Origin of the sequence: Bacillus sp. NPDC077411, from assembly GCF_044543425.1 — a bacterium.
Lineage (GTDB): Bacteria > Bacillota > Bacilli > Bacillales > Bacillaceae_G > Bacillus_A > Bacillus_A bruguierae.
In genome coordinates, this window is record NZ_JBITWA010000015.1 from 80,949 (window position 1) to 101,447 (window position 20,499).

Below are 20,499 nucleotides of genomic sequence, written 5' to 3' on the forward strand. Positions count from 1 at the left end.
AAATGTAAAATAGGTTTTATGTATATGCATACATGAAACAAAAGGAACTCTTTAAATGAACTGTACCCCAATTGTTAGACGTAACTAATAATTGGGGTACAGTATTTTATTTTTTAACAGCATGAAGATAATGAATGGTTTCAAAAGCTGATATTAACGAAGTTAAATTGCCTTATCTTTTTTCAAGCAAACACACTCCTTTATTCTTAGGGCAAAAAAATAGGATTCCCCTGGCCAGGAGAATCCTATTATATAATTTAAAAATACAAAATTAAATTATTGCATAAATAAATTAACTCCCGTTAGCAAAATAAGAACCATATCTAAGAAGGAGAAAACTTGCTAACCATAAAAAAATTGCAATTTGAGATATTATATAAATTGCAGATTCAAAGAAGGAAAGTTTTCTTTCTCGCCTTATTTTTTTGAACTGTCGAACATAAAAAAATGAACATAATAGTAGTATTGCTATTGATATTTTATATATGTTTTCCAAGAGGCTAATCAAAAGAATCATCTCCTTACATTGATGGTATGAACCTTCTTATTTAAGTATTCTGCCCTTTTCTTTACTATTGCAACTTTTAAACTATTGAGAATGCTTTATAAAAAAATCTATATGTTGTTCAAAAAAATTTCCAAAATATACTTATAACCAGTTGCCTTTTATACCCCCTACCCGTATAATGTATACAAAGATTGATAATGACAATACATGAGGTGATAGCAATGGATCATTGTGAAGGAAATCATATAGATCAAAAAATGGTTCCTCGAACAGAAGAGGAAATTCAAAGTGTGATGAAACGTTTGAAGCGTATTGAAGGGCAAGTACGTGGTGTACAAAAGATGGTAGAAGATAACCGTTACTGTGTTGATATTTTAATTCAAATTTCAGCGATTAACGCAGCGTTAAATAAGGTAGGTTTTTCTTTATTGGAGCGCCATACAAAGCATTGCGTTGCAAAGGCAATTCATGAGGGGAATGGGGAAGAATCGATTCAAGAATTAATGAATGTAATTAAGCAGTTTTCAAAATAGGAGGGAGTAAAATGGAGAATCAAAAACATGTTACGCTTGGAGTAACAGGAATGACATGTGCCGCTTGTGCTACTCGTATTGAAAAAGTGCTAAATAAAATGGATGGGGTAGAAGCTAACGTCAACTTAGCAATGGAAAAAGCAAGTATTAAATATGACCCGTCTCAGCAAGAAATTTCGAATATAAAAGAGAGAATTGAGAAGTTAGGGTATAGTGTATCAGCAGAAAAAGTTACCCTTGATATTGAAGGGATGACATGTGCCGCTTGTGCTACTCGAATTGAAAAAGTATTAAGTAAAATGGAAGGTGTTTCGCATGCCACTGTTAATTTAGCTACGAATAGCGCCATTGTAGAATATAATGAAGGTTTAGTTTCTACAGAAAGTATTTTAGAAAAAATAAAGAAAATTGGATATAAAGGGCAAATACGTAACGAAAATACAGAGCGTTCGGAAAGAAAACAAGAAATGATTAAGGAAAAAAAGCGTCAACTTATTATTTCGATTCTTTTGTCCTTGCCTTTACTTTATACAATGCTTGGACATATGCCATTTGATACCGGATTACCAATGCCGCATATTCTTATGAATCCATGGTTTCAAATTTTATTAGCAACACCAGTTCAGTTTTATATTGGGGGACACTTCTATGTAGGAGCTTATCGTGCTCTTCGAAATAAAAGTGCCAATATGGACGTGTTAATCGCCTTAGGAACATCAGCAGCTTATTTCTACAGTCTATATGAAACATTGAAAACAGTAGGGAATCCTGAATATGTTCCTGATCTATATTTTGAAACAAGTGCAGTGTTAATTACGTTAATTTTGGTCGGGAAGTATTTTGAAACAATGGCAAAAGGACGGACAACGGAAGCGATTTCTAAATTACTTAGTTTACAGGCGAAAGATGCGCTTGTTGTGCGGAATGGTCAAGAAGTAAGAGTATCGCTTGAAGATGTCGTGATTGGAGATAGGATTATTGTAAAGCCAGGGGAGAAAATACCCGTAGATGGTATTGTAATTTCGGGGGTATCTTCTGTCGATGAATCTATGATTACTGGAGAGTCTATTCCGGTAGATAAAAAAGAAGGAGATTCAGTCATCGGCGCGACTATTAATGCAAACGGATTGCTGACGATTCAAGCTGAAAAAGTTGGAAAAGACACAGCATTGGCCGGCATTATTAAAATTGTTGAAGAAGCACAAGGTTCTAAAGCACCAATTCAACGGTTAGCAGATAGTATTTCGGGTATTTTTGTTCCGATCGTTGTCGCAATTGCTTTCATAGCTTTCTTAGTATGGTATTTCTTTATCACACCGGGAGATTTGTCAAAAGCATTGGAAGTAGGAATTGCGATTTTAGTAATCGCCTGTCCGTGTGCATTAGGGCTTGCTACACCAACTTCGATTATGGTTGGTACAGGAAAAGGAGCAGAAAAAGGGATTCTTTTTAAAGGAGGTGAATATCTAGAAGGAACACATAAAGTAAATGCAGTCTTATTAGATAAAACAGGAACTGTAACGAAAGGGAAACCAGAAGTTACAGACGTGTTACAATTTCAAGAAGGCATGGTCCATTATGCGATTTCGGCTGAAAGTGCCTCCGAGCATCCATTAGCGCATGCAATTGTTGAGTATGGAAAACAGCATGAGATAGAATTAAAAGAACTGCAGCATTTTTCAGCAATTCCGGGTCATGGCATTGAAGCAAACATTGAAGGCAAGAAGGTTCTTGTAGGTACACGCAAGTTGATGAATGAACAATTAGTAGAAATCTCACAACATGAAGAAATGATGAAAGAACTAGAGCTTCAAGGTAAAACAGCGATGCTTGTCGCAATTGATGGAGAACTTGCTGGAATAATCGCTGTGGCTGATACAGTAAAAGAAAGTTCAAAGACCGCAATTCAAACACTTAAACAAATGGGAATTGAAGTATACATGGTAACGGGTGATAATAAACGTACCGCTGAAGCAATTGCAAAGCAAGTTGGTATTGACCATGTATTTGCGGAAGTATTACCAGAAGATAAAGCTAAAATTGTAGAGGATTTACAAAAACAAGGAAAGTATGTCGCGATGGTGGGTGACGGTATTAATGATGCCCCGGCTCTTGCGAAATCTAATATTGGTATGGCGATTGGAACGGGTGCAGATGTCGCAATTGAAACTGCAGATGTTACTTTAGTTGGTGGTGATTTATCACATATACCAAAAGCAATTGAGTTAAGTCGTCAGACAATGAAAAATATTCGTCAAAACTTGTTTTGGGCTTTATTCTATAACGCAATCGGTATTCCAGTGGCAGCATGCGGGTTACTAGAGCCTTGGGTAGCCGGAGCAGCGATGGCATTTAGCTCTGTATCTGTTGTGACGAACGCACTTCGTTTGAAACGCGTTAAAATATAAATGAATGAAATGGAGGAATGTAATATGACTATTACATTAAACGTACAAGGAATGACTTGTAATCATTGCAAAATGGCAGTAACAAATGTACTTTCAGAGTTAGCAGGGGTACAACATGTAGAAGTACACTTGCAAGAAGGAACTGTAAACGTAGAATATGATGAAGCAAAAGTAAATGTGGAACAAATGAAAGAAGCTATTGAAGATCAAGGATATGACGTACAGTAAATAGGGATATTCAATTATTCTCAATAAACAGAAAAGGTCACTTCATTAAAAGTGGCCTTTTCTGCTGTTAAAGTATAATTAATAATGATAATAAATGGTATCGTTAAATTTGATAGGCAGCGAATAGGCTTAATCCGTTACAGGAATAATTGTGTGTTGTCTACAAATAAAATTGAATTTACTAGAATAATAAAACGTGATAATTTTGCTGTAGACGGTGATGTAAAGTATATAAGTCGCTGCTATGTAAACAAAAAGTGACTCGCACTCGTTTTCACGCTTCGTTTTACCACCGTACGTGGCAGGAAAAGGACTTGATCGTTTCTATGCATGGCCAGATCCTCTCGCCTACTTTAAAAAGAAATGGTTTTATGTCTGTTTTTCAACTTGTATGTATATAGTTAAAAACAAAGAAATGGAGAGTTAATCATATGAACAAAGTAGAAATTCATATTTTAGGTGGGTTTTTAGGGAGCGGGAAATCAACGCTGCTTCAAAATCTATTATTAGCGGAAAAGAAGAAAAATCGAAAAGTTGCAGTACTAATGAATGAAATAGGTGAATACTCCGTAGATACAGATATTGTAGGACGAGAAAATGTTTTAAGAGAACTTTTAAAAGGTTGTATTTGCTGCACGATGAAAGATGAATTAGAAATTCAGCTACATTCCTTATATCAAGAGGAGAGACCGGATGTAGTTTATATAGAAACAACTGGAGTTGCTCATCCGATTGAGGTATTAGACGCTTGTCTCTCACCTATTTTAGCTCCCTATATTGAGGTGAAGTCAATTATTGTTGTATTAGATGCAATCAGGTGGTTAAACCTTGAAACATTAAGTAAAAGCGTACAACAACTTTTAAACGAACAAATGAAGTATGGAAGTCATATTCTTATCAATAAATCAGATTTGCTTAAGGGTGAAGATAAGAAACGGATTGTTGAGGAAGTAGCGTTAATAAATAGACATGCAAAATTATACGAAACACAGTATTGTAATATATCCTTAGAGGATTTCGAAGGGGTAAAGCTAGCAAGTAATCAAAATCATGAAAAGTTACATGTAAAACAGCATTTACATATTCAAACTATGACCTATTCATTTATAAAATCAATTGATCAGGACAATTTGTACGAGTGGCTTTCTAATCTACCTGAGGGAATTTATCGTATAAAAGGGTTTGTGAAATTTCATGGTGATAAATACCCAACCTTGCTGCAATACTCATTTGGTGTGCCATCTTTATTGGAACAGGATTTTGGTTTCCCTACAAACCTTGTAATTATTGGAGAGAATTTAGATAAGACGAAACTGAAGAAAGAGCTAGAGAGTTTGGAACAAGTTGAGTTGTAAGGTTTATGTACGAGTGTTTTCAGAAGAATATTTTAATAGAGAGGGAATGACTAATTTTTTGGTCATTCCTTTTTTATTTAAGATATAACTTTTTCTTAGTAAATATTTATCAATGAACTGGAAGGTATTTGGGAAAAGTTAGAGAAGTTAGAGATACTTCAAGAAATTTGATTTCATGGTAGCAGTTGATAAATGTCATTATTACGAGTGTTTCGCTTCAGTGTATTCAATTCTCTAGGAAGGTAAATGATAGGGGGGGAATTATGATGTTAGTGAAAAAACGTAAGTGGCTAAAGATGGTGTGTACAGGTTGTATACTTGGTTCACTGCTTGTGTCAGCTGGGTGCTCTGGCAAGAAAGCAAGTACAAATAATGAGGAAACAGTTAAGGTAGGTGTTCTTGCCTCGTTAACTGGACCGCTTGAATCGTATGGAAAGCAAACAGTAAATGGATTTGAACTTGGCTTGGATTATGCAACAGGTGGAACAGGAAAAGTAGAAGGGAAAAAGATTAAGTTTGTTGTAGAAGATACGGAAACAAAAGCAGATGTGGCTGTTAAGAAGGCTACGAAACTATTAGAAGAAGATAAAGTAGATTTTTTAGTAGGTTCATCTAGTTCAAGTGATACGTTAGCAGTTTTACCATTGGCTGAAGAATATGAAAAAATAATGGTTGTTGAGCCAGCTGTAGCTGATAGTATTACGGGAAAGAACTGGAATAAATATATTTTTAGAACAGGACGAAATTCATCTCAAGATGCAATTGCTGGTGCAGCATCAATTGCTAAGAAAGATGTAAAGATTGCGACGCTAGCACAAGACAATGCATTCGGAAGAGAAGGGATTGCGGCATTTAAAGATGCAGCAAAGAAGTTAGGCGCAAACATTGTAAATGAGCAATATGCTGATGCGAACTCTACTGATTTTACGGCAAATATTCAAAATATTATAAGCTCAAAACCAGATTATTTATTTATTGTTTGGGCAGGTTCAAATTCCCCATGGAAGCAATTAAAAGATATGAATGTGGAGCAGCAAGGCATTAAAATTTCAACGGGTGCACCTGATATTTCAGCGTTAAAAACGATGGATGTGTTAGTTGGCATGCAAGGATTTTCAGTGTATTATCATACGCTTCCAAAAAATAAAGTAAATGATTGGTTAGTAGAAGAACATAAAAAACGATTTCATGGTGCTGTTCCAGACTTGTTTACAGCTGGTGGGATGTCAGCTGCTATTTCAATCGTTGAGGCCTTAAAGAAAACAAAAGGTGATACTGATGTCGATACGCTCATTAAGAAAATGGAAGGAATGGAATTTGAAACACCAAAAGGTATAATGAAATTCCGTGCGAAAGATCATCAAGCTTTGCAAACGCTTTATTCGATTACATTGAAAAAACAAGATGGGATCGATTATCCGGTTCCAGTTTTAGAGCGGGAATTAAAAATGACAGAAACAGAACCGCCAATTCGTAATAAATAATCAGAATAATTAGAAAAAAATCAGAGATATACAAATTATCTAGTAGAGTCAATTGATTATAAAGGAATGGATAGCTTCTTATCTTGTGTAAGATTTAGAGGAAAAGAAGAAATATGGGAGATAATAGCTAGTATATCTCTGAGTGATGAATGAAACATCCACTGAGGGTTTTTTATGTCATTTTTTCAATTTGTATTTATATATACAGGAATCCTTTGTGAGGAGGACATAATGTGGAGAAATTGTTAGAGACTCGCAATCTTTATGTTTCGTTTGGAGAACATCATGTTATTAAAGATGTAAATTTGGTGATATCAAAAGGAAAGTTTATTTCCATTATCGGGCCAAATGGAGCAGGAAAAACCACCCTTTTTAATTTGTTAAGTGGTCAACTTTCTCCGACAAAAGGAGAGATTTATTTTAAGGAACGTGACATTACAAAACTATCGATTCCAGATCGAACAAGTCTTGGTATGGGACGTTCTTTTCAGCTTACAAACATTTTTCCAGAATTAACGGTTCTTGAAAATGTTCGGCTCGGTGTACAGTCTTATGCGAAAGATTATTATCGTTTCTTCCCGCGGCCTTCTCGATATAAGCAGCAACAAGAAGAAGCACGCCATTTACTTGAGGCTGTGTTGCTGAATGAAAAGGAAGAAGTACTTGCAAAAGATTTAGCTCATGGAGAAAAGAGAAAATTGGAACTTGCAATGCTTTTAGCACTAAAAACTGATCTGTTGTTGTTAGATGAACCGACAGCTGGTATTTCTATTGAAGAAGTTCCCGCTATTCTACAAGTGATTGAAAATATAAAAAATGATCGTAAAAAAACGATTGTATTAATTGAGCACAAAATGGATATGGTTCTTCGTTTATCTGATCATCTCGTTGTGTTATTTCAGGGAGAGTTATTAGCTGAAGGATTACCAGAAGAGATTATGAAGGATGAACGTGTGCAGACTGCCTATTTAGGGGGATTATACAGTGACACTATTAAAAGTGGATAATATCGAAACATATTTAGATCAGTTTCATATTTTACAAGGTGTTTCTTTTGGAGTAGAGGAAGGGACAATTACAGTTTTATTTGGAAGAAATGGAGCAGGGAAAACGACAACGCTGCGCTCTATAATGGGATTTCATACAATTTCTAACGGAGCTGTTTATTTTGGCGGTGAGAAAGTAAACGGGCTATCAACACATATGGTTTCGCGAAAAGGTATGGGGTATGTACCGGAAAATCAAGGGATATTTTACGACTTAACGGTTGAAGAAACATTTGCTCTTGCTCAAACGAAAAAAAATGAAGAAACAGATGAAAAAGTGGAATGGATGCTGGATCTTTTTCCAGACTTAAAACAATTTTGGCAGAAAAAGAGTGGGTTATTAAGTGGAGGACAAAAGCAAATGCTCGCTATCGCAAGAGCCTACATTAATGGCGAAGGACTACTGCTTATTGATGAGCCTAGTAAAGGTTTGTCACCAATCATGATCGAGAAGTTGATGATCTCAATTTTGAAAATGAAGGAAAAAACAACTGTTTTACTTGTCGAACAAAACTTTATGATGGCCAGTCAAATTGGTGATTATTTTTACATTATGGATAATGGGAAAATTGTGCATAATGGTCCGATGAGTGAGCTGAAGGAAAATAAGGAAACGTGTCATAAATATTTAGGGATTTCTTAACCTTTATCCCGCATTAATGGACAGTAAGACCCCACCTCAAGATTTTGAGAAGCGCGAAGAAGATAGGTGGGGGATAACTGTCCGTAAAAGCCCGATTCGTTCAACTAACCATCAGTGGGGGATGAAGAAAACCCCCACTGATGGAAGTTTCACTTTATATGGGAGAGGTGAAAAACGTGGATGTGTTAGTTAATTTATTTGTAAATGGTGTTTCGACAGGTGTACTTATTTTTTTATTAGCATCTGGCTTAACACTTATTTTCGGTTTAATGGACGTTCTTAATTTCGCTCATGGCGGGCTATTTGCATGGGGCGCCTTTACTGGGGTGTGGTTGTTTCAAGTAACAGGTAGTTTCATGTTTGCATTACTTGGTGCGATTGTAGTTGGTATGTTCCTTGGCTTGATATTAGAAAGATTTCTCATTCGTCCTGTTTATGGAAATCATGTTCGTCAGCTGCTCGTTACACTTGGTGGCATGCTCGTGTTGAGTGAGTGTATAAAAGTATTTTGGGGACCAAATCCGATAGGAGCTAAATTACCGAATTGGTTACAAGGAAGTTTTACATTTGATGGAATCATATTAATCAAGTATCGCTTATTTGTTATTGTAATCGGTTTATTGGTTTACATCGGATTTGTATTGTTACTTCGGAAAACGAAAATTGGGCTTATGATTCGTGCGGGTGTAATGGATAAAGAGATGGTTCAAGCGCTTGGAATTAATGTGAAGGCCATCTTTTCTTTCGTATTTTTATTAGGAGCTGGAATGGCGGCGTTAGGTGGGTTTCTTCTCGCGCCATATTCGGGCGTTATTTTTGCCGAAATGGGGATGCAGTATGCTATTTTAGCTTTTATCGTTGTAATCATTGGTGGATTAGGTAGTGTACAAGGCTCGGTAATCGCATCCTTAATCGTTGGATTAGCAGGAGCTTTTACAGCGTATTATGTCCCTGATTTATCGCTTGCGATAAACATGTTGATGCTGTTAGTCGTCTTATTAGTTAAGCCGACAGGAATTGTTGGTGAAAAGGGGTGAGATTGTTATGAACACATTATCTAATCGAATTAGTTTGTATTTTGGGGGTGCAGTTCTTTTCTTTTTTATCATATTTCCTTTTTTAAACGATTCAAGGAGTATGTTAATCTTGTTTACACAAATTTTCATCTTCGCAATATTCGCGATGAGCTTTGATATTCTATTAGGTTATACGGGAATTGTTTCATTTGGACATTGTATGTTCTTTGGAATTGGCGCTTATTGTGTCGCACTCTTATTCGATCGACAAGAGGCATCGATATCAAGTTTTTTAATAGGGATTATAGTAGCAGTCACTTTATCAGCGGTTATTAGTTATATAATTGGTATGCTTTCCTTACGATTAAAAAGTCATTTTTATGCGATGCTAACACTTGCAATTTCTCAATTATTCTTTGTGCTCGCTGAAAAGTGGAGAACCGTCACGCATGGGGGAGATGGTTTTACATTCCGTGTACCTGATATATTTCGAGATCGCTTCACATTTTACTATATTACATTAATAAGTTTAGTGATTATTTTTTTATTACTACAATTGTTTACGAAATCTTCAATTGGAAAAGTATTGAAAGCGATTTCGCAAAATGAACAACGTGTGGAAGCACTTGGTTATAAAATTCTTCACTATAAAGTAATTGCGAGTGTTGTAGCTGGAATTGTAGCATCTGTGAGCGGCGCCTTATTTGTTATTACACTTCGCTTTGTAAATACGACCGTTTTCTCAATTGACATGACATTGAATGCCTTATTAATGACAACAATTGGTGGCATTGGGACATTAGTAGGGGGGATAATAGGGGCAGGAATCATTGAATCGTTGAAATACTATTTGTCAGAGCTTGCTGCGCAGTATCCAATCTTTGAACGATGGACAATTTTTCTTGGTTTATTGTATATCATTGTCTTATTAGGGCTTCCAACAGGTATGTTAGGTACAGTTAGGAAACTGGTGAACTGGAAACGACATAAGAAAAAAATAAAGAAGCAAATCGAGCATGGTGCTTAATATAATTAAAAATGTAATTAGACATTTGGACACGGTGTTAATAATTAAAGAACCAATATGAATAACTTACAAACGCATCTAGGGAATTCGAAGAACTCATCTTCTAACGTGTTCTTAAATTTACTCTAATAATAGAGGAGCGTATAAAAATGAACTATTTTGCTATTTTGTTTACACAAGGAGAAAATTGGGAGAAAGGAAAACACATTTGGGAACAGGATTTAGAAGAACATAAAGTATATTGGACCCAGCACAGAAAGGAAAAGGTGATAGCTGGAGGTCCGTTCATGGATGATACAGGAGGTCTGATTATCGTGGAAGTGGAGAGTCTTGAAGAAGCTAAAGAGTTAGCGAGTTATGATCCTGCTGTTTCTAATAAGATATTTCATGCCAATGTTCACCCATGGCGTCTAGTTTCAAAGAAATTTTAGTAATGTAGTAGAAACATGCAATTGTATTCTTAATGGTGCAGTTGCATGTTTTTTATTTTGAATTTAACATATTTAAACTAAAATAATGAAGTGACATAAAAGCGCGGTTTTGGATTTTTGTAGTGATAAGAGGTATATTTATTTCTAACTTTAGATAGTCGAATTTTACAACATGAAATGTTATGATGCCATTAAGATAGAATAAGTTTGGAAGGGGTATAGAAATAACGAATATGGATAAAGAAAAACAACAATTGAGCGTTGAAGTTGCAAGGTTATATTACCAGTCCGATTATAGTCAACAAGAAATTGCTAATAAATTGAATATCTCCAGACCAACCATTTCAAGACTGTTAAAATATGCGAAAGAAAAAGGGTTTGTTCAAATTCATATAGCGGATCCATTTGCTGATTTAGATAATGTAGGTAACCTACTTAAAGAAAAATATAATTTATTAGAAGCGCATGTCGTATTTTCCCCTGTACCAGAGTACACGGCCATTACGGAGTATATTAGTAAGTATGCTGCTGAGTATATGGAGAAGACAGTTACAAATGGTGATATTGTTGGTGTGAGCTGGGGGACGACTATGTATGAAGTTTCTAGAAAAATTATTCCTCAGCATGTGAAGGGGGTGGAAGTTGTCCAATTAAAAGGAGGCATTAGCCATTCAAGTGTAAATACGTATGCGAATGAAACAATAACCTTATTTGCAGATGCCTTCCAAACAACTCCAAGAAACCTCCCACTTCCAGTAATATTTGATAATGCAGTTACAAAGGAATTAGTAGAGCAAGATAGACATATTCATCATATTATTGAGATGGGAAAACAAGCTAATATAGCTATTTTTACTGTCGGAACTGTTAGGGACGAGGCTTTATTATTCCGATTAGGCTACTTAAATCAAAATGAGATGAACATATTAAAAGCAAAAGCAGTTGGTGACATTTGTTCACGTTTCTTTGATGGAAATGGGAATATTTGTAGTGAAGAAATAAATAAACGTACAATTGGCATTGATTTAGAGGAACTGCGCTTAAAAGAGCGTTCAATTCTAGTTGCAGGAGGGGCTAGAAAAGTAAAGGCAATCGACGGTGCGTTAAGAGGCGGATATGCGAATGTGCTAATTATTGATCAACATACCGCAAAAGAATTGTTGCATTATCAAAAAGATTAGGAACAAGAGATCTCTCAAAAATTCATTTGAGAGATCTTTTTTTTAGAGTTATGAACAAAATTTCAAAAGTATGTTTACATTTGTTCAAACAAGAGTTAGAATGAAGGTGTTAAAAGATATAAGGAGTGAAGAACATGAACATTGCAAAATTAATTGATCATACAATCTTGAAACCGGATACGACGAAAGAAGATGTTTTAAAAGTTTTAGAAGAAGCAAAGAAATATAATTTCGCTTCTGTTTGTATTAATCCTACATGGGTGAAATTAGCAGCTGAAGAATTAGCAGGACATGATGTAGATGTTTGCACAGTAATTGGTTTCCCTTTAGGTGCGAATACAACTGAAACAAAAGTATTTGAAACAAAAGATGTAATTGCAAAAGGTGCAACTGAAGTAGACATGGTAATCAATGTCGGTGCTTTAAAAGATGGAGATAATGAATTCGTGGAAAAGGATATTTATGAAGTTGTGCAAGCTGCAAAAGGAAAAGCACTTGTAAAAGTTATTATTGAAACTTGCTTATTAACAGATGAAGAAAAAGTTCGTGCATGTGAATTAGCTGTAAAAGCTGGTGCTGATTTTGTAAAAACTTCAACTGGATTCTCAACTGGCGGAGCAACTGCGGAAGATATTGCATTAATGCGCAAAACTGTTGGGGAAAACGTTGGTGTAAAAGCATCTGGTGGAGTTCGTACAAGAGAAGATGCAGAAAAAATGGTGGAAGCTGGTGCTTCTAGAATTGGAGCAAGTGCTAGTGTTGCAATTGTGCTAAATGACACAAATGGCGGTACAGGTAATTATTAATCGATAAACAGTTGCAAGTAATAGATACACAGATTGTTGAAAAAGCATAGTGTATCTATTGCTGTAACTTTAATAAAACAAAATATGTAAGCGGATACGAAAAGGAGGGAGAATGTTATGAAGTACATAATTGGTATTCTAGGTCTCATTATTATTTTAGGTATCGCATGGCTTGCTAGTAATAATCGAAGTAAAGTGAAATTCCGTCCTATTGTAACGATGATTGTTCTGCAGTTTATTTTAGGGTTTTTGCTATTAAATACAAGTGCAGGGAACATCCTAATAAGCGGTATCGCAGACGGATTTGGACAATTGTTAAAGTACGCTGCTGATGGTGTCAATTTTGTATTTGGCGGTTTAGTAAATAAAAATGAGTTTTCATTCTTTTTAGGTGTATTAATGCCAATTGTATTTATCTCAGCTTTAATTGGTATTTTACAACATATTAAGGTATTGCCATTCATTGTGAAATACATAGGTCTCGTTTTAAGTAAAGTAAATGGAATGGGAAAGCTTGAATCATATAACGCTGTAGCTTCAGCGATTTTAGGACAATCAGAGGTATTCATTTCTGTTAAGAAACAGTTAGGCTTATTGAGTGAAAGAAGATTATATACTCTATGTGCGTCTGCGATGTCAACGGTGTCTATGTCTATAGTGGGATCATATATGGTGTTATTAAAACCGGAGTATGTTGTAACCGCTTTAGTGCTGAACTTGTTTGGCGGATTTATTATTGCTTCTATTATTAATCCTTATGAGGTTACTGAGGAAGAAGACATTTTAGAAGTACAAGAAGAAGAGAAAAAAACCTTTTTTGAAGTGTTAGGGGAATATATAATAGATGGTTTTAAAGTTGCGATTACAGTAGCTGCTATGCTAATTGGATTCGTTGCTTTAATCACTTTCATTAATGCTATTTTTAAAGGAGCAATCGGAATCTCATTCCAAGAAATTCTTGGATATGTATTTGCCCCATTTGCTTTTATTGTAGGGATTCCATGGCATGAAGCTGTTGACGCTGGTAGTATTATGGCAACAAAACTTGTATCGAATGAATTTGTAGCAATGACAAATTTAGCTCAAGGAAATTTTCATTTTACAGGAAGAACAACTGCTATCTTGTCAGTATTTCTTGTTTCGTTTGCAAACTTTTCTTCTATCGGCATTATCGCTGGGGCTGTTAAAAGTTTACATGAAAAACAAGGAAATGTTGTCGCAAGATTTGGTTTGAAATTACTGTTCGGGGCAACACTAGTAAGCTTTTTATCAGCGGCTATTGTTGGCTTAATATATTAAGAGTTTAACAGGATTTATTTTTAATAATTAAAAATAAAAAGGATTGGTGATCAAGATGAGAATGGTAGATATCATTGCGAAAAAACGTGACGGTAAAGAACTAACAACAGAAGAAATTCAATTTTTTATTAAAGGATATACAGATGGAACAATTCCTGATTATCAAGTGAGTGCACTGGCGATGGCTATCTTTTTCCAAGATATGTCTGACCGTGAACGTGCAGATTTAACAATGGCAATGGTTGAATCTGGAGAAACGATTGATTTATCAGAGATTGAAGGGGTTAAAGTAGATAAACATTCAACTGGCGGTGTTGGTGATACAACAACATTAGTTTTAGGGCCGTTAGTGGCAGCTTTAGATGTACCTGTTGCGAAAATGTCTGGGCGCGGTTTAGGACATACAGGTGGAACAATTGATAAATTAGAAGCAGTAGAAGGTTTCCATGTTGAAATTACGAAAGAACAATTCATTGACATCGTAAACCGTGATAAAGTTGCAGTTATTGGACAAACTGGAAATTTAACACCTGCTGATAAAAAAATATATGCTTTGCGTGATGTGACAGGAACGGTAAACTCAATTCCATTAATCGCAAGTTCTATTATGAGTAAAAAAATCGCAGCTGGTGCTGATGCAATTGTCCTTGATGTAAAAACAGGTGCCGGTGCATTTATGAAAACAGAAGAAGATGCAATTGAATTAGCTCATGCAATGGTGCGAATCGGAAACAATGTTGGTCGTCAAACAATGGCTGTTATCTCTGATATGTCACAACCTCTTGGCTTTGCAATTGGTAATGCGCTTGAAGTGAAAGAAGCAATTGATACATTAAAAGGAGAAGGGCCAGCAGATTTAACAGAATTGGTACTAGTATTAGGAAGTCAAATGGTTGTACTTGCTAAAAAAGCAAATACGTTAGAAGAAGCACGTGAAATGTTGAAAGAAGTCATGAAAAATGGAAAAGCAATTGAAAAGTTCAAACAATTCTTAAGTAATCAAGGCGGAGACAGTTCGATTGTTGATCAGCCAGAAAAATTACCACAAGCGAAATATGTAATTGATGTTCCAGCTAGAACTTCAGGTGTTGTATCTAACATTGTTGCAGACGAATTTGGTATTGCTGCGATGCTTCTAGGTGCAGGGCGAGCAACAAAAGAAGATGAAATTGACTTAGCTGTTGGCTTAATGTTACGTAAAAAAGTTGGTGACGCTGTAAAAGAAGGGGAGCCATTAGTTACGATTTATGCAAATCGTGAAGATGTTGAAGAGGTAAAAGCGAAAATCTATGAAAATATTTCTATTTCAGAAAAAGCTGAAGCTCCAAAATTAATCCATACTGTTATCACTGATTAATACTAAATAGAATCGCATTTACTTTGAGGAGGAAATGATATGGATAAACAAAAATATATTGAAGAAGCTACAAAGATGTTATCAAAAGCTTATATTCCGTATTCAAAGTTCCCTGTTGGAGCGGCACTCGTTACGAAAGATGGTAAAATTTATACAGGTTGTAACATAGAAAATGCATCTTATGGTTTATGTAATTGTGCCGAGAGAACAGCGATATTTAAAGCAGTGTCAGAAGGAGAACGTGATTTCAGTTATTTGGTGATCACAGGTAATACGGATGGACCTATTTCACCATGCGGAGCTTGCAGACAAGTTATTGCAGAATTTTGTGATCCGCAAATGCCAGTATTATTGACGAATCAAAAAGGCGATGAAAAAGAAGTAACAGTTGAACAATTGTTGCCAGGTGCATTTTCGATAGATGATTTAAAATAAGTATTGTATGATTTGAAAATTATAAACGAAATTTTTTTCTAATTAAACTATACCTCGAGTCGTGGACGCTTAAAAGTCTATGGTTCGGGGTTTTTGTATTTTCATAGCTTCGCTTTATTTTGTATTAACGGGTTATCAAAATGGTGAGGCATTCTTCATAATAAACTAGTTCCTTTAGTGGTAAGTTTATATATTCATTGCTTTCAAAATAATAATATAAATAATTATTCTGTGAAAAAATAGATTATTACAGTGTAAATTACGCCCTATTTTTATGCAATTTTACATACCCAAATATAGGGAACCTTTATACAGAATAGTATTTTGTTATATCAAAAACATTTTTATGGAAATAAAAACCTTTATTAAATTATAATAACTATAATTTTAATAGAAATATCAAATGAAAATTAATAACTCTCATAATAAATAGGTTTACAACATTTTTATTAATATAATTATTATTAAATTTTATTATCTTAATATTAAATAACAATTTGGTGATAAACAAAATTTTATGATTTACTTGGTAAAAACATAATGTTTTAATAAGGGCATAAGATCGTTACAGTGTATGAGAGACAAAATCAAGTTTAACTTCGACGTGTCTTTTATGTAACTTCTTAGGGAATAAGTTTATAGTAGGGCATTATGTACAAGTATTTATAATCTGTAATCAGATTCCCACAATTAACATCTTTGTAACAATCTATAACGATAAAAAGTTTTAAGACTAGTTTTCATAGAAATAAAAATGAAACATTTAAAAATTAGTCTAACTCTTTTATCAAAAAACACCAATTGATAGGAGGAATTACTATGAAAAAAACGTTAGTAGCAGGGTTATTAGCTACAGCAGTATCTACCAGTTGTTTCGTGCCTGTAAATACTTTCGCAGAAAGTAAGACAACTTATTTACAACCAAGTAGTATACTTGGACCTGCTATGGATAGGTTATCAAATTCGATTACGACATTAGGATCACAGACGCCATTAATTCAAGGATATGGGCTAATCATATTACAGCAACCAGACCTTGATGTAAATACTATATATGGAATAACAACTGATCAAGGTACTGTAAGAAACCATGTTCGAGACTACCTGGATGTAAATAACCACAAATTATTCGTTGTAAATCAAGACATACAGAGTTTCGAAATGAGATTTACAAATTATTACAATAAATTAGTTGAACTAGCTGGAAAAATGAATGAAGATTCGGAAGCAAAGGCATTATTTGTACGTATTTTTAATTTACTTCAAGGTGACGTGCAAAGAATTCAGTATAATATGAAAATAACTTCAGAAGACTTAAACTATTCTAAAAACGAATTGGTTGAAGATAGTAATAATTTTTCTAGTAAAGTTAGCAGAGCGTTTGAATCTTATAAGGGTTCAAACGGAGACATTGAAAAATTCAGAACGGAAATTGGACACCTTAATGCAGACATTCAAGAAGATTTTGAAAAACTTCTAGCTCTACCAAAAGAAAATCTAGACGGCTCTTTAAATATTACAAAGTCGATTATTAATATTTTGAAAGATGGAGTTAAGGATAAAACTGTAGACGTGTCTAATTTGGAAGCAGTTTATAACCAATATGGACAACTTACAAATGATAAAGTAACAGAACTGAATAAAGCTATTGCTCAGAAGCAACAGAAACTAATTCAATTGGTACAAAATTTAGCGAATATTGAAGTGCAAGCAACTCAAATGACACTTATTGAGCAGCAATTAAATAACCTTACAAGAACAGTTAAAAAGCAAACTCAGAGTTTTGACAATCTAGTAAGTAGTTGGGACACCTTTAATAACATAGTGACTGAAACGGGGACAAGTCTTAATACTGATGCGAAAATAGATTCTAATTCATTACAAGCACGATTAAAAGAACTCAAACAGTTTACGGATGAATTGAAAAAACAAACAACGGAATATCAAGAGAGTGTTACAAAAATAAAAGTAACAGGATGAAATTTGTAGAATGAAGAACTATAATTCTTAACAATATCATATGAGGAGAGAAAAATGTGATGAAAAAACCTTATAAAGTAATGGCTTTATCTACATTAATAGCAACAATCGTAGCGGGTGGCATTATGCCATCATATGCCTCGGCAGAGGAACCAGCACCTATTTATGCAAATCAAGACCTTAAATACCCTAGTTATTACCTTGGACCAACAGGGCTTGATCATGCGATGAAGGACACTAAATCCAATATGTTGGTAATGGACCTGTATGCTTTAACTATTCTTAAACAAGCAGATATTAATTTGGATGGTTTACCTTCAGTTGGCGATAAGTTAAAAACAGACATTAAAGCCAACCAAAATCTTACTAGAGAAAATGCAACATACTGGTTAAATAATTTGAAATCAGGGATAGTTACGACGAATCAAAATATTATCAGTTATGATACAAAATTCCAAAATTATTCTCGTTATTTATTACAATATAAAAATGATCCAGTCAAACTAACAGCTTTGCTTACAAAGTTGAATGGTGAAGTTTCACAGAATAAAGATCAAGTGACCAAATTAGTGGAGGATTTAAAAAGCTTTCGCGGCAAATTAGAAAAAGATACACAAAATTTAAAAGGGAATGCTGAAGAAATCGTAAATATTTTAACTGGTCAAGAAGCTGGAATTCCACTGTTTCAGAAACAAATCGAAACAAATAAAGCAGTAATCGATGAGAATAACAAAATTTATATTGCATCGTCGGTTGCAACTGCTGCTGGTGCATATTTAGTTCTTTCACCTTTTGCGCCCTTTGGTGCACCTATATTAGGAGGCGGGATATACGGAGTAGTTTCATCGCAGCAGCAGATAATCAAGGCACAAGAAGAAATTATAACGCTAACACAAAATATTTCAATGGCGCAACTACAGTCAGCTAGGTTAACGATAGTGCAAAGTGATATTAAAAATTTAACAGATACAATTGATAAAGCTATTGTTTCTCTTGAAAATATAAAGACTGCGTGGGATGGAATGGGAACAAAATATGACGCATTGATTAAGAGTGCTAAAGCTGTTGACCCAGAATTCCTTGCTATGGATATAACAGCAGATCTGGATACAGCGAAGGATCATTGGGAGCAGATTAGAAAGTATGCTGAAAATATTCAAAGTAGTGAGATTTCTTTCTTGAAATAATAATATTACTTCAAGAAATTGCCGAAGTAATGAAAAATATAATATACTGAGTTTCCTTTTTGAAGAACATATAATGTGAGTCTCCTGTTCAAGTTTGAGCAGGAGACTTCCTATATAGTTATGAAACTTAATAAAGATTATAGAATAAGAAAGTATGAGAACCTCTATTTTAATATGTTGTTTTATTTGCAATAATCATAATTCATTTGAAGTAAAGAATAGAAGCTTATGAATTTAATAAAATATGTGATGCATGTGAAAGAGTAGGTGAAAAAGATGAATAAGAATTTATATAAGAAAATTATTTTGTCAACAATCATTACGGGAATGGCAGCGAGTAATGTAATTCCACTTCATACTTTGGCAGCAGAACAAACTGTGTCCCAACAGCAAGAAAGTTTGAAGAACTATTCCCTTGGTCCTGGTGAATTTAAAGAAGTAATGGGAAAAATGGTGGCAAATATCCTTACAATGGATTCATATGCCAATACAATCAGTAATCAACAGCTGACAGATTTAAGTAAAATAAGTTCTATAAATGGTGATTTACAAGCAAACATGATTAAGCATCAACGGGATGCAATAGAGAATGCCGATTTTTGGTTCATGTATTTTAAAACTCGTATTATGTACACGCATCAGAATATTGTAAGTTATAATGATACGTTTCAAGCAAGTTATAAGCTTTTACTAACTGCTATAGAGCAAAAAGATACAGAGAAATTAAAATATGAACTAGAAAATTTGTACAATAGTATTTTGTATAATAGTCAAAAATTAGATGTACTGTTAGAAAAACTGAAAAATTTTCAAGGTGAAATAGCAGAAAATACAAGAAATTTCAAAGAAGATTTCAATCAATTGGAGAATATTCTAGAAAGTACGAACGCTGGTATTCCGCTTCTACAACAACGAATTGAGAATTGTAATAATACAATTAAAGAAAACTATGATAAACGTGGTGGCTATATAGCTTTATCTGTATTTATGCCTCCGATTGGTATACCATTGATTGTCACTACTGACAAGAATATCGCATCTGCACAACAAGAAATAGAACAATTAAAGTCCAGAATTTCTGGAGCAGAGGCAGAAGTAGTTATTTTGACTGATGCCAAAAATAAAACGGAACATATGGCTGCAACAGTTGGTACAGCTGTTACTGCTCTTGAAAATATAAAGACTCAGTGGGATGTAATCGGGGTCAAATATAAATCATTGCTTAAAAGTGTTGACCAAATTAGCCCAGACCTGCTTGCTCTTATGATAACAGCAGATCTGGATACAGCGAAGGATAATTGGCAAGACCTTAAAAATTATGCGGATAAATTATATGAAGGTGCTAAGATTGTACAAGGAGAATAGATTATAAAAGTAGACCCACCAGAAGAACGAATTATACAAATGGCACCGGATTGCACCTGAATACATGTAAATAATATTAAAAACATACAACCTTGTATTTGTTGGTAAGGTTGTATGTTTTTTTATAGAGATGTATTTCAATATCCAAATCTATTTGTAAAAACATAAACTTATTTAAATTTATATATGTAAATTATGGTAATGCAGAAT

19 protein-coding genes are annotated in these 20,499 nt (G+C 34.4%); 18 read left to right on the plus strand and 1 reads right to left on the minus strand.

The features are described from left to right. Positions 1 to 292 precede the first annotated feature (292 nt). Positions 293 to 517: a hypothetical protein gene (locus tag ACIGHG_RS18195; protein WP_336473970.1), complete on the minus strand. Its 225-nt coding sequence runs from the start codon at positions 515 to 517 to the stop codon at positions 293 to 295. 212 nt (positions 518 to 729) lie between these two features. On the opposite strand from ACIGHG_RS18195, the gene ACIGHG_RS18200 reads away from it, so the two are divergent. The 18 genes from ACIGHG_RS18200 (at position 730) to nheC (ending at position 20,289) form a co-directional block, all read left to right on the plus strand. Further along, positions 730 to 1,041 carry a metal-sensing transcriptional repressor gene (locus ACIGHG_RS18200; protein ID WP_336473969.1) on the plus strand — a complete coding sequence of 104 codons (312 nt, stop codon included), beginning with the start codon at positions 730 to 732 and terminating at the stop codon, positions 1,039 to 1,041. An 11-nt stretch (positions 1,042 to 1,052) separates the two neighbouring features. Beyond that, positions 1,053 to 3,449: a heavy metal translocating P-type ATPase gene (locus ACIGHG_RS18205; protein ID WP_396549760.1), complete on the plus strand. Its 2,397-nt coding sequence runs from the start codon at positions 1,053 to 1,055 to the stop codon at positions 3,447 to 3,449. 24 nt (positions 3,450 to 3,473) lie between these two features. Next, a complete protein-coding gene (gene copZ, locus ACIGHG_RS18210; RefSeq protein WP_336473967.1) occupies positions 3,474 to 3,677 on the plus strand; it encodes a copper chaperone CopZ in 204 nt (67 codons plus the stop codon). 431 nt (positions 3,678 to 4,108) lie between these two features. Continuing rightward, on the plus strand, positions 4,109 to 5,032 hold the full coding sequence (locus ACIGHG_RS18215) for a CobW family GTP-binding protein (RefSeq protein WP_396549763.1): 924 nt from the start codon (positions 4,109 to 4,111) through the stop codon (positions 5,030 to 5,032). 266 nt (positions 5,033 to 5,298) lie between these two features. Next, a complete protein-coding gene (locus ACIGHG_RS18220) occupies positions 5,299 to 6,516 on the plus strand; it encodes a substrate-binding domain-containing protein (protein WP_336474012.1) in 1,218 nt (405 codons plus the stop codon). A 233-nt stretch (positions 6,517 to 6,749) separates the two neighbouring features. Further along, on the plus strand, positions 6,750 to 7,523 hold the full coding sequence (locus tag ACIGHG_RS18225) for an ABC transporter ATP-binding protein (RefSeq protein WP_336473965.1): 774 nt from the start codon (positions 6,750 to 6,752) through the stop codon (positions 7,521 to 7,523). Beyond that, positions 7,501 to 8,205, plus strand: coding sequence for a branched-chain amino acid ABC transporter ATP-binding protein (locus ACIGHG_RS18230; protein WP_090912042.1), 705 nt, complete (start codon positions 7,501 to 7,503; stop codon positions 8,203 to 8,205). Before ACIGHG_RS18225 ends, ACIGHG_RS18230 begins: the two co-directional genes overlap by 23 nt. A 176-nt stretch (positions 8,206 to 8,381) precedes the next feature. Continuing rightward, positions 8,382 to 9,242 carry a branched-chain amino acid ABC transporter permease gene (locus tag ACIGHG_RS18235; protein ID WP_396549809.1) on the plus strand — a complete coding sequence of 287 codons (861 nt, stop codon included), beginning with the start codon at positions 8,382 to 8,384 and terminating at the stop codon, positions 9,240 to 9,242. A 100-nt stretch (positions 9,243 to 9,342) separates the two neighbouring features. Further along, a complete protein-coding gene (locus ACIGHG_RS18240) occupies positions 9,343 to 10,248 on the plus strand; it encodes a branched-chain amino acid ABC transporter permease (protein WP_336474011.1) in 906 nt (301 codons plus the stop codon). Positions 10,249 to 10,397: 149 nt separating this feature from the next. Further along, positions 10,398 to 10,679 (plus strand): YciI family protein, encoded by a 282-nt coding sequence (locus ACIGHG_RS18245; RefSeq protein WP_336473963.1) that lies wholly within the window; start codon positions 10,398 to 10,400, stop codon positions 10,677 to 10,679. Positions 10,680 to 10,912: 233 nt separating this feature from the next. Next, positions 10,913 to 11,860, plus strand: coding sequence for a DNA-binding transcriptional repressor DeoR (locus tag ACIGHG_RS18250; protein ID WP_336473962.1), 948 nt, complete (start codon positions 10,913 to 10,915; stop codon positions 11,858 to 11,860). Between the two features lie 134 nt (positions 11,861 to 11,994). Continuing rightward, entirely contained in the window at positions 11,995 to 12,666 is a 672-nt protein-coding gene (deoC, locus tag ACIGHG_RS18255; RefSeq protein WP_336473961.1) for a deoxyribose-phosphate aldolase, read from the plus strand. A gap of 117 nt (positions 12,667 to 12,783) precedes the next feature. Further along, complete coding sequence (locus tag ACIGHG_RS18260) at positions 12,784 to 13,965, plus strand: NupC/NupG family nucleoside CNT transporter (RefSeq protein ID WP_336473960.1); 1,182 nt, start codon at positions 12,784 to 12,786, stop codon at positions 13,963 to 13,965. Between the two features lie 55 nt (positions 13,966 to 14,020). Beyond that, a complete protein-coding gene (locus ACIGHG_RS18265) occupies positions 14,021 to 15,322 on the plus strand; it encodes a pyrimidine-nucleoside phosphorylase (RefSeq protein WP_336473959.1) in 1,302 nt (433 codons plus the stop codon). 39 nt (positions 15,323 to 15,361) lie between these two features. Then, on the plus strand, positions 15,362 to 15,757 hold the full coding sequence (locus ACIGHG_RS18270) for a cytidine deaminase (RefSeq protein ID WP_336473958.1): 396 nt from the start codon (positions 15,362 to 15,364) through the stop codon (positions 15,755 to 15,757). 819 nt (positions 15,758 to 16,576) lie between these two features. Next, entirely contained in the window at positions 16,577 to 17,737 is a 1,161-nt protein-coding gene (gene nheA, locus ACIGHG_RS18275; protein ID WP_336473957.1) for a non-hemolytic enterotoxin subunit A, read from the plus strand. A gap of 59 nt (positions 17,738 to 17,796) precedes the next feature. Beyond that, a complete protein-coding gene (nheB, locus tag ACIGHG_RS18280; RefSeq protein WP_336474010.1) occupies positions 17,797 to 18,924 on the plus strand; it encodes a non-hemolytic enterotoxin subunit B in 1,128 nt (375 codons plus the stop codon). Between the two features lie 276 nt (positions 18,925 to 19,200). Then, entirely contained in the window at positions 19,201 to 20,289 is a 1,089-nt protein-coding gene (nheC, locus tag ACIGHG_RS18285) for a non-hemolytic enterotoxin subunit C (protein WP_336473956.1), read from the plus strand. The last annotated feature ends 210 nt before the right edge of the window (positions 20,290 to 20,499 follow it).

What these genes read in the sequence shown, in the direction of transcription:
- ACIGHG_RS18205 (WP_396549760.1), top strand. Translation starts at nt 1,053, where the DNA reads ATGGAGAATCAAAAACATGTTACGCTTGGAGTAACAGGAATGACATGT.
- ACIGHG_RS18265 (WP_336473959.1), top strand. Translation starts at nt 14,021, where the DNA reads ATGAGAATGGTAGATATCATTGCGAAAAAACGTGACGGTAAAGAACTA.
- nheB (WP_336474010.1), top strand. Translation starts at nt 17,797, where the DNA reads ATGAAAAAACCTTATAAAGTAATGGCTTTATCTACATTAATAGCAACA.
- deoC (WP_336473961.1), top strand. Translation starts at nt 11,995, where the DNA reads ATGAACATTGCAAAATTAATTGATCATACAATCTTGAAACCGGATACG.
- nheA (WP_336473957.1), top strand. Translation starts at nt 16,577, where the DNA reads ATGAAAAAAACGTTAGTAGCAGGGTTATTAGCTACAGCAGTATCTACC.
- ACIGHG_RS18220 (WP_336474012.1), top strand. Translation starts at nt 5,299, where the DNA reads ATGTTAGTGAAAAAACGTAAGTGGCTAAAGATGGTGTGTACAGGTTGT.
- ACIGHG_RS18260 (WP_336473960.1), top strand. Translation starts at nt 12,784, where the DNA reads ATGAAGTACATAATTGGTATTCTAGGTCTCATTATTATTTTAGGTATC.
- copZ (WP_336473967.1), top strand. Translation starts at nt 3,474, where the DNA reads ATGACTATTACATTAAACGTACAAGGAATGACTTGTAATCATTGCAAA.
- ACIGHG_RS18240 (WP_336474011.1), top strand. Translation starts at nt 9,343, where the DNA reads ATGTTAATCTTGTTTACACAAATTTTCATCTTCGCAATATTCGCGATG.
- ACIGHG_RS18200 (WP_336473969.1), top strand. Translation starts at nt 730, where the DNA reads ATGGATCATTGTGAAGGAAATCATATAGATCAAAAAATGGTTCCTCGA.
- ACIGHG_RS18250 (WP_336473962.1), top strand. Translation starts at nt 10,913, where the DNA reads ATGGATAAAGAAAAACAACAATTGAGCGTTGAAGTTGCAAGGTTATAT.
- ACIGHG_RS18195 (WP_336473970.1), bottom strand. Translation starts at nt 517, where the DNA reads ATGATTCTTTTGATTAGCCTCTTGGAAAACATATATAAAATATCAATA.
- ACIGHG_RS18215 (WP_396549763.1), top strand. Translation starts at nt 4,109, where the DNA reads ATGAACAAAGTAGAAATTCATATTTTAGGTGGGTTTTTAGGGAGCGGG.
- nheC (WP_336473956.1), top strand. Translation starts at nt 19,201, where the DNA reads ATGAATAAGAATTTATATAAGAAAATTATTTTGTCAACAATCATTACG.
- ACIGHG_RS18245 (WP_336473963.1), top strand. Translation starts at nt 10,398, where the DNA reads ATGAACTATTTTGCTATTTTGTTTACACAAGGAGAAAATTGGGAGAAA.
- ACIGHG_RS18270 (WP_336473958.1), top strand. Translation starts at nt 15,362, where the DNA reads ATGGATAAACAAAAATATATTGAAGAAGCTACAAAGATGTTATCAAAA.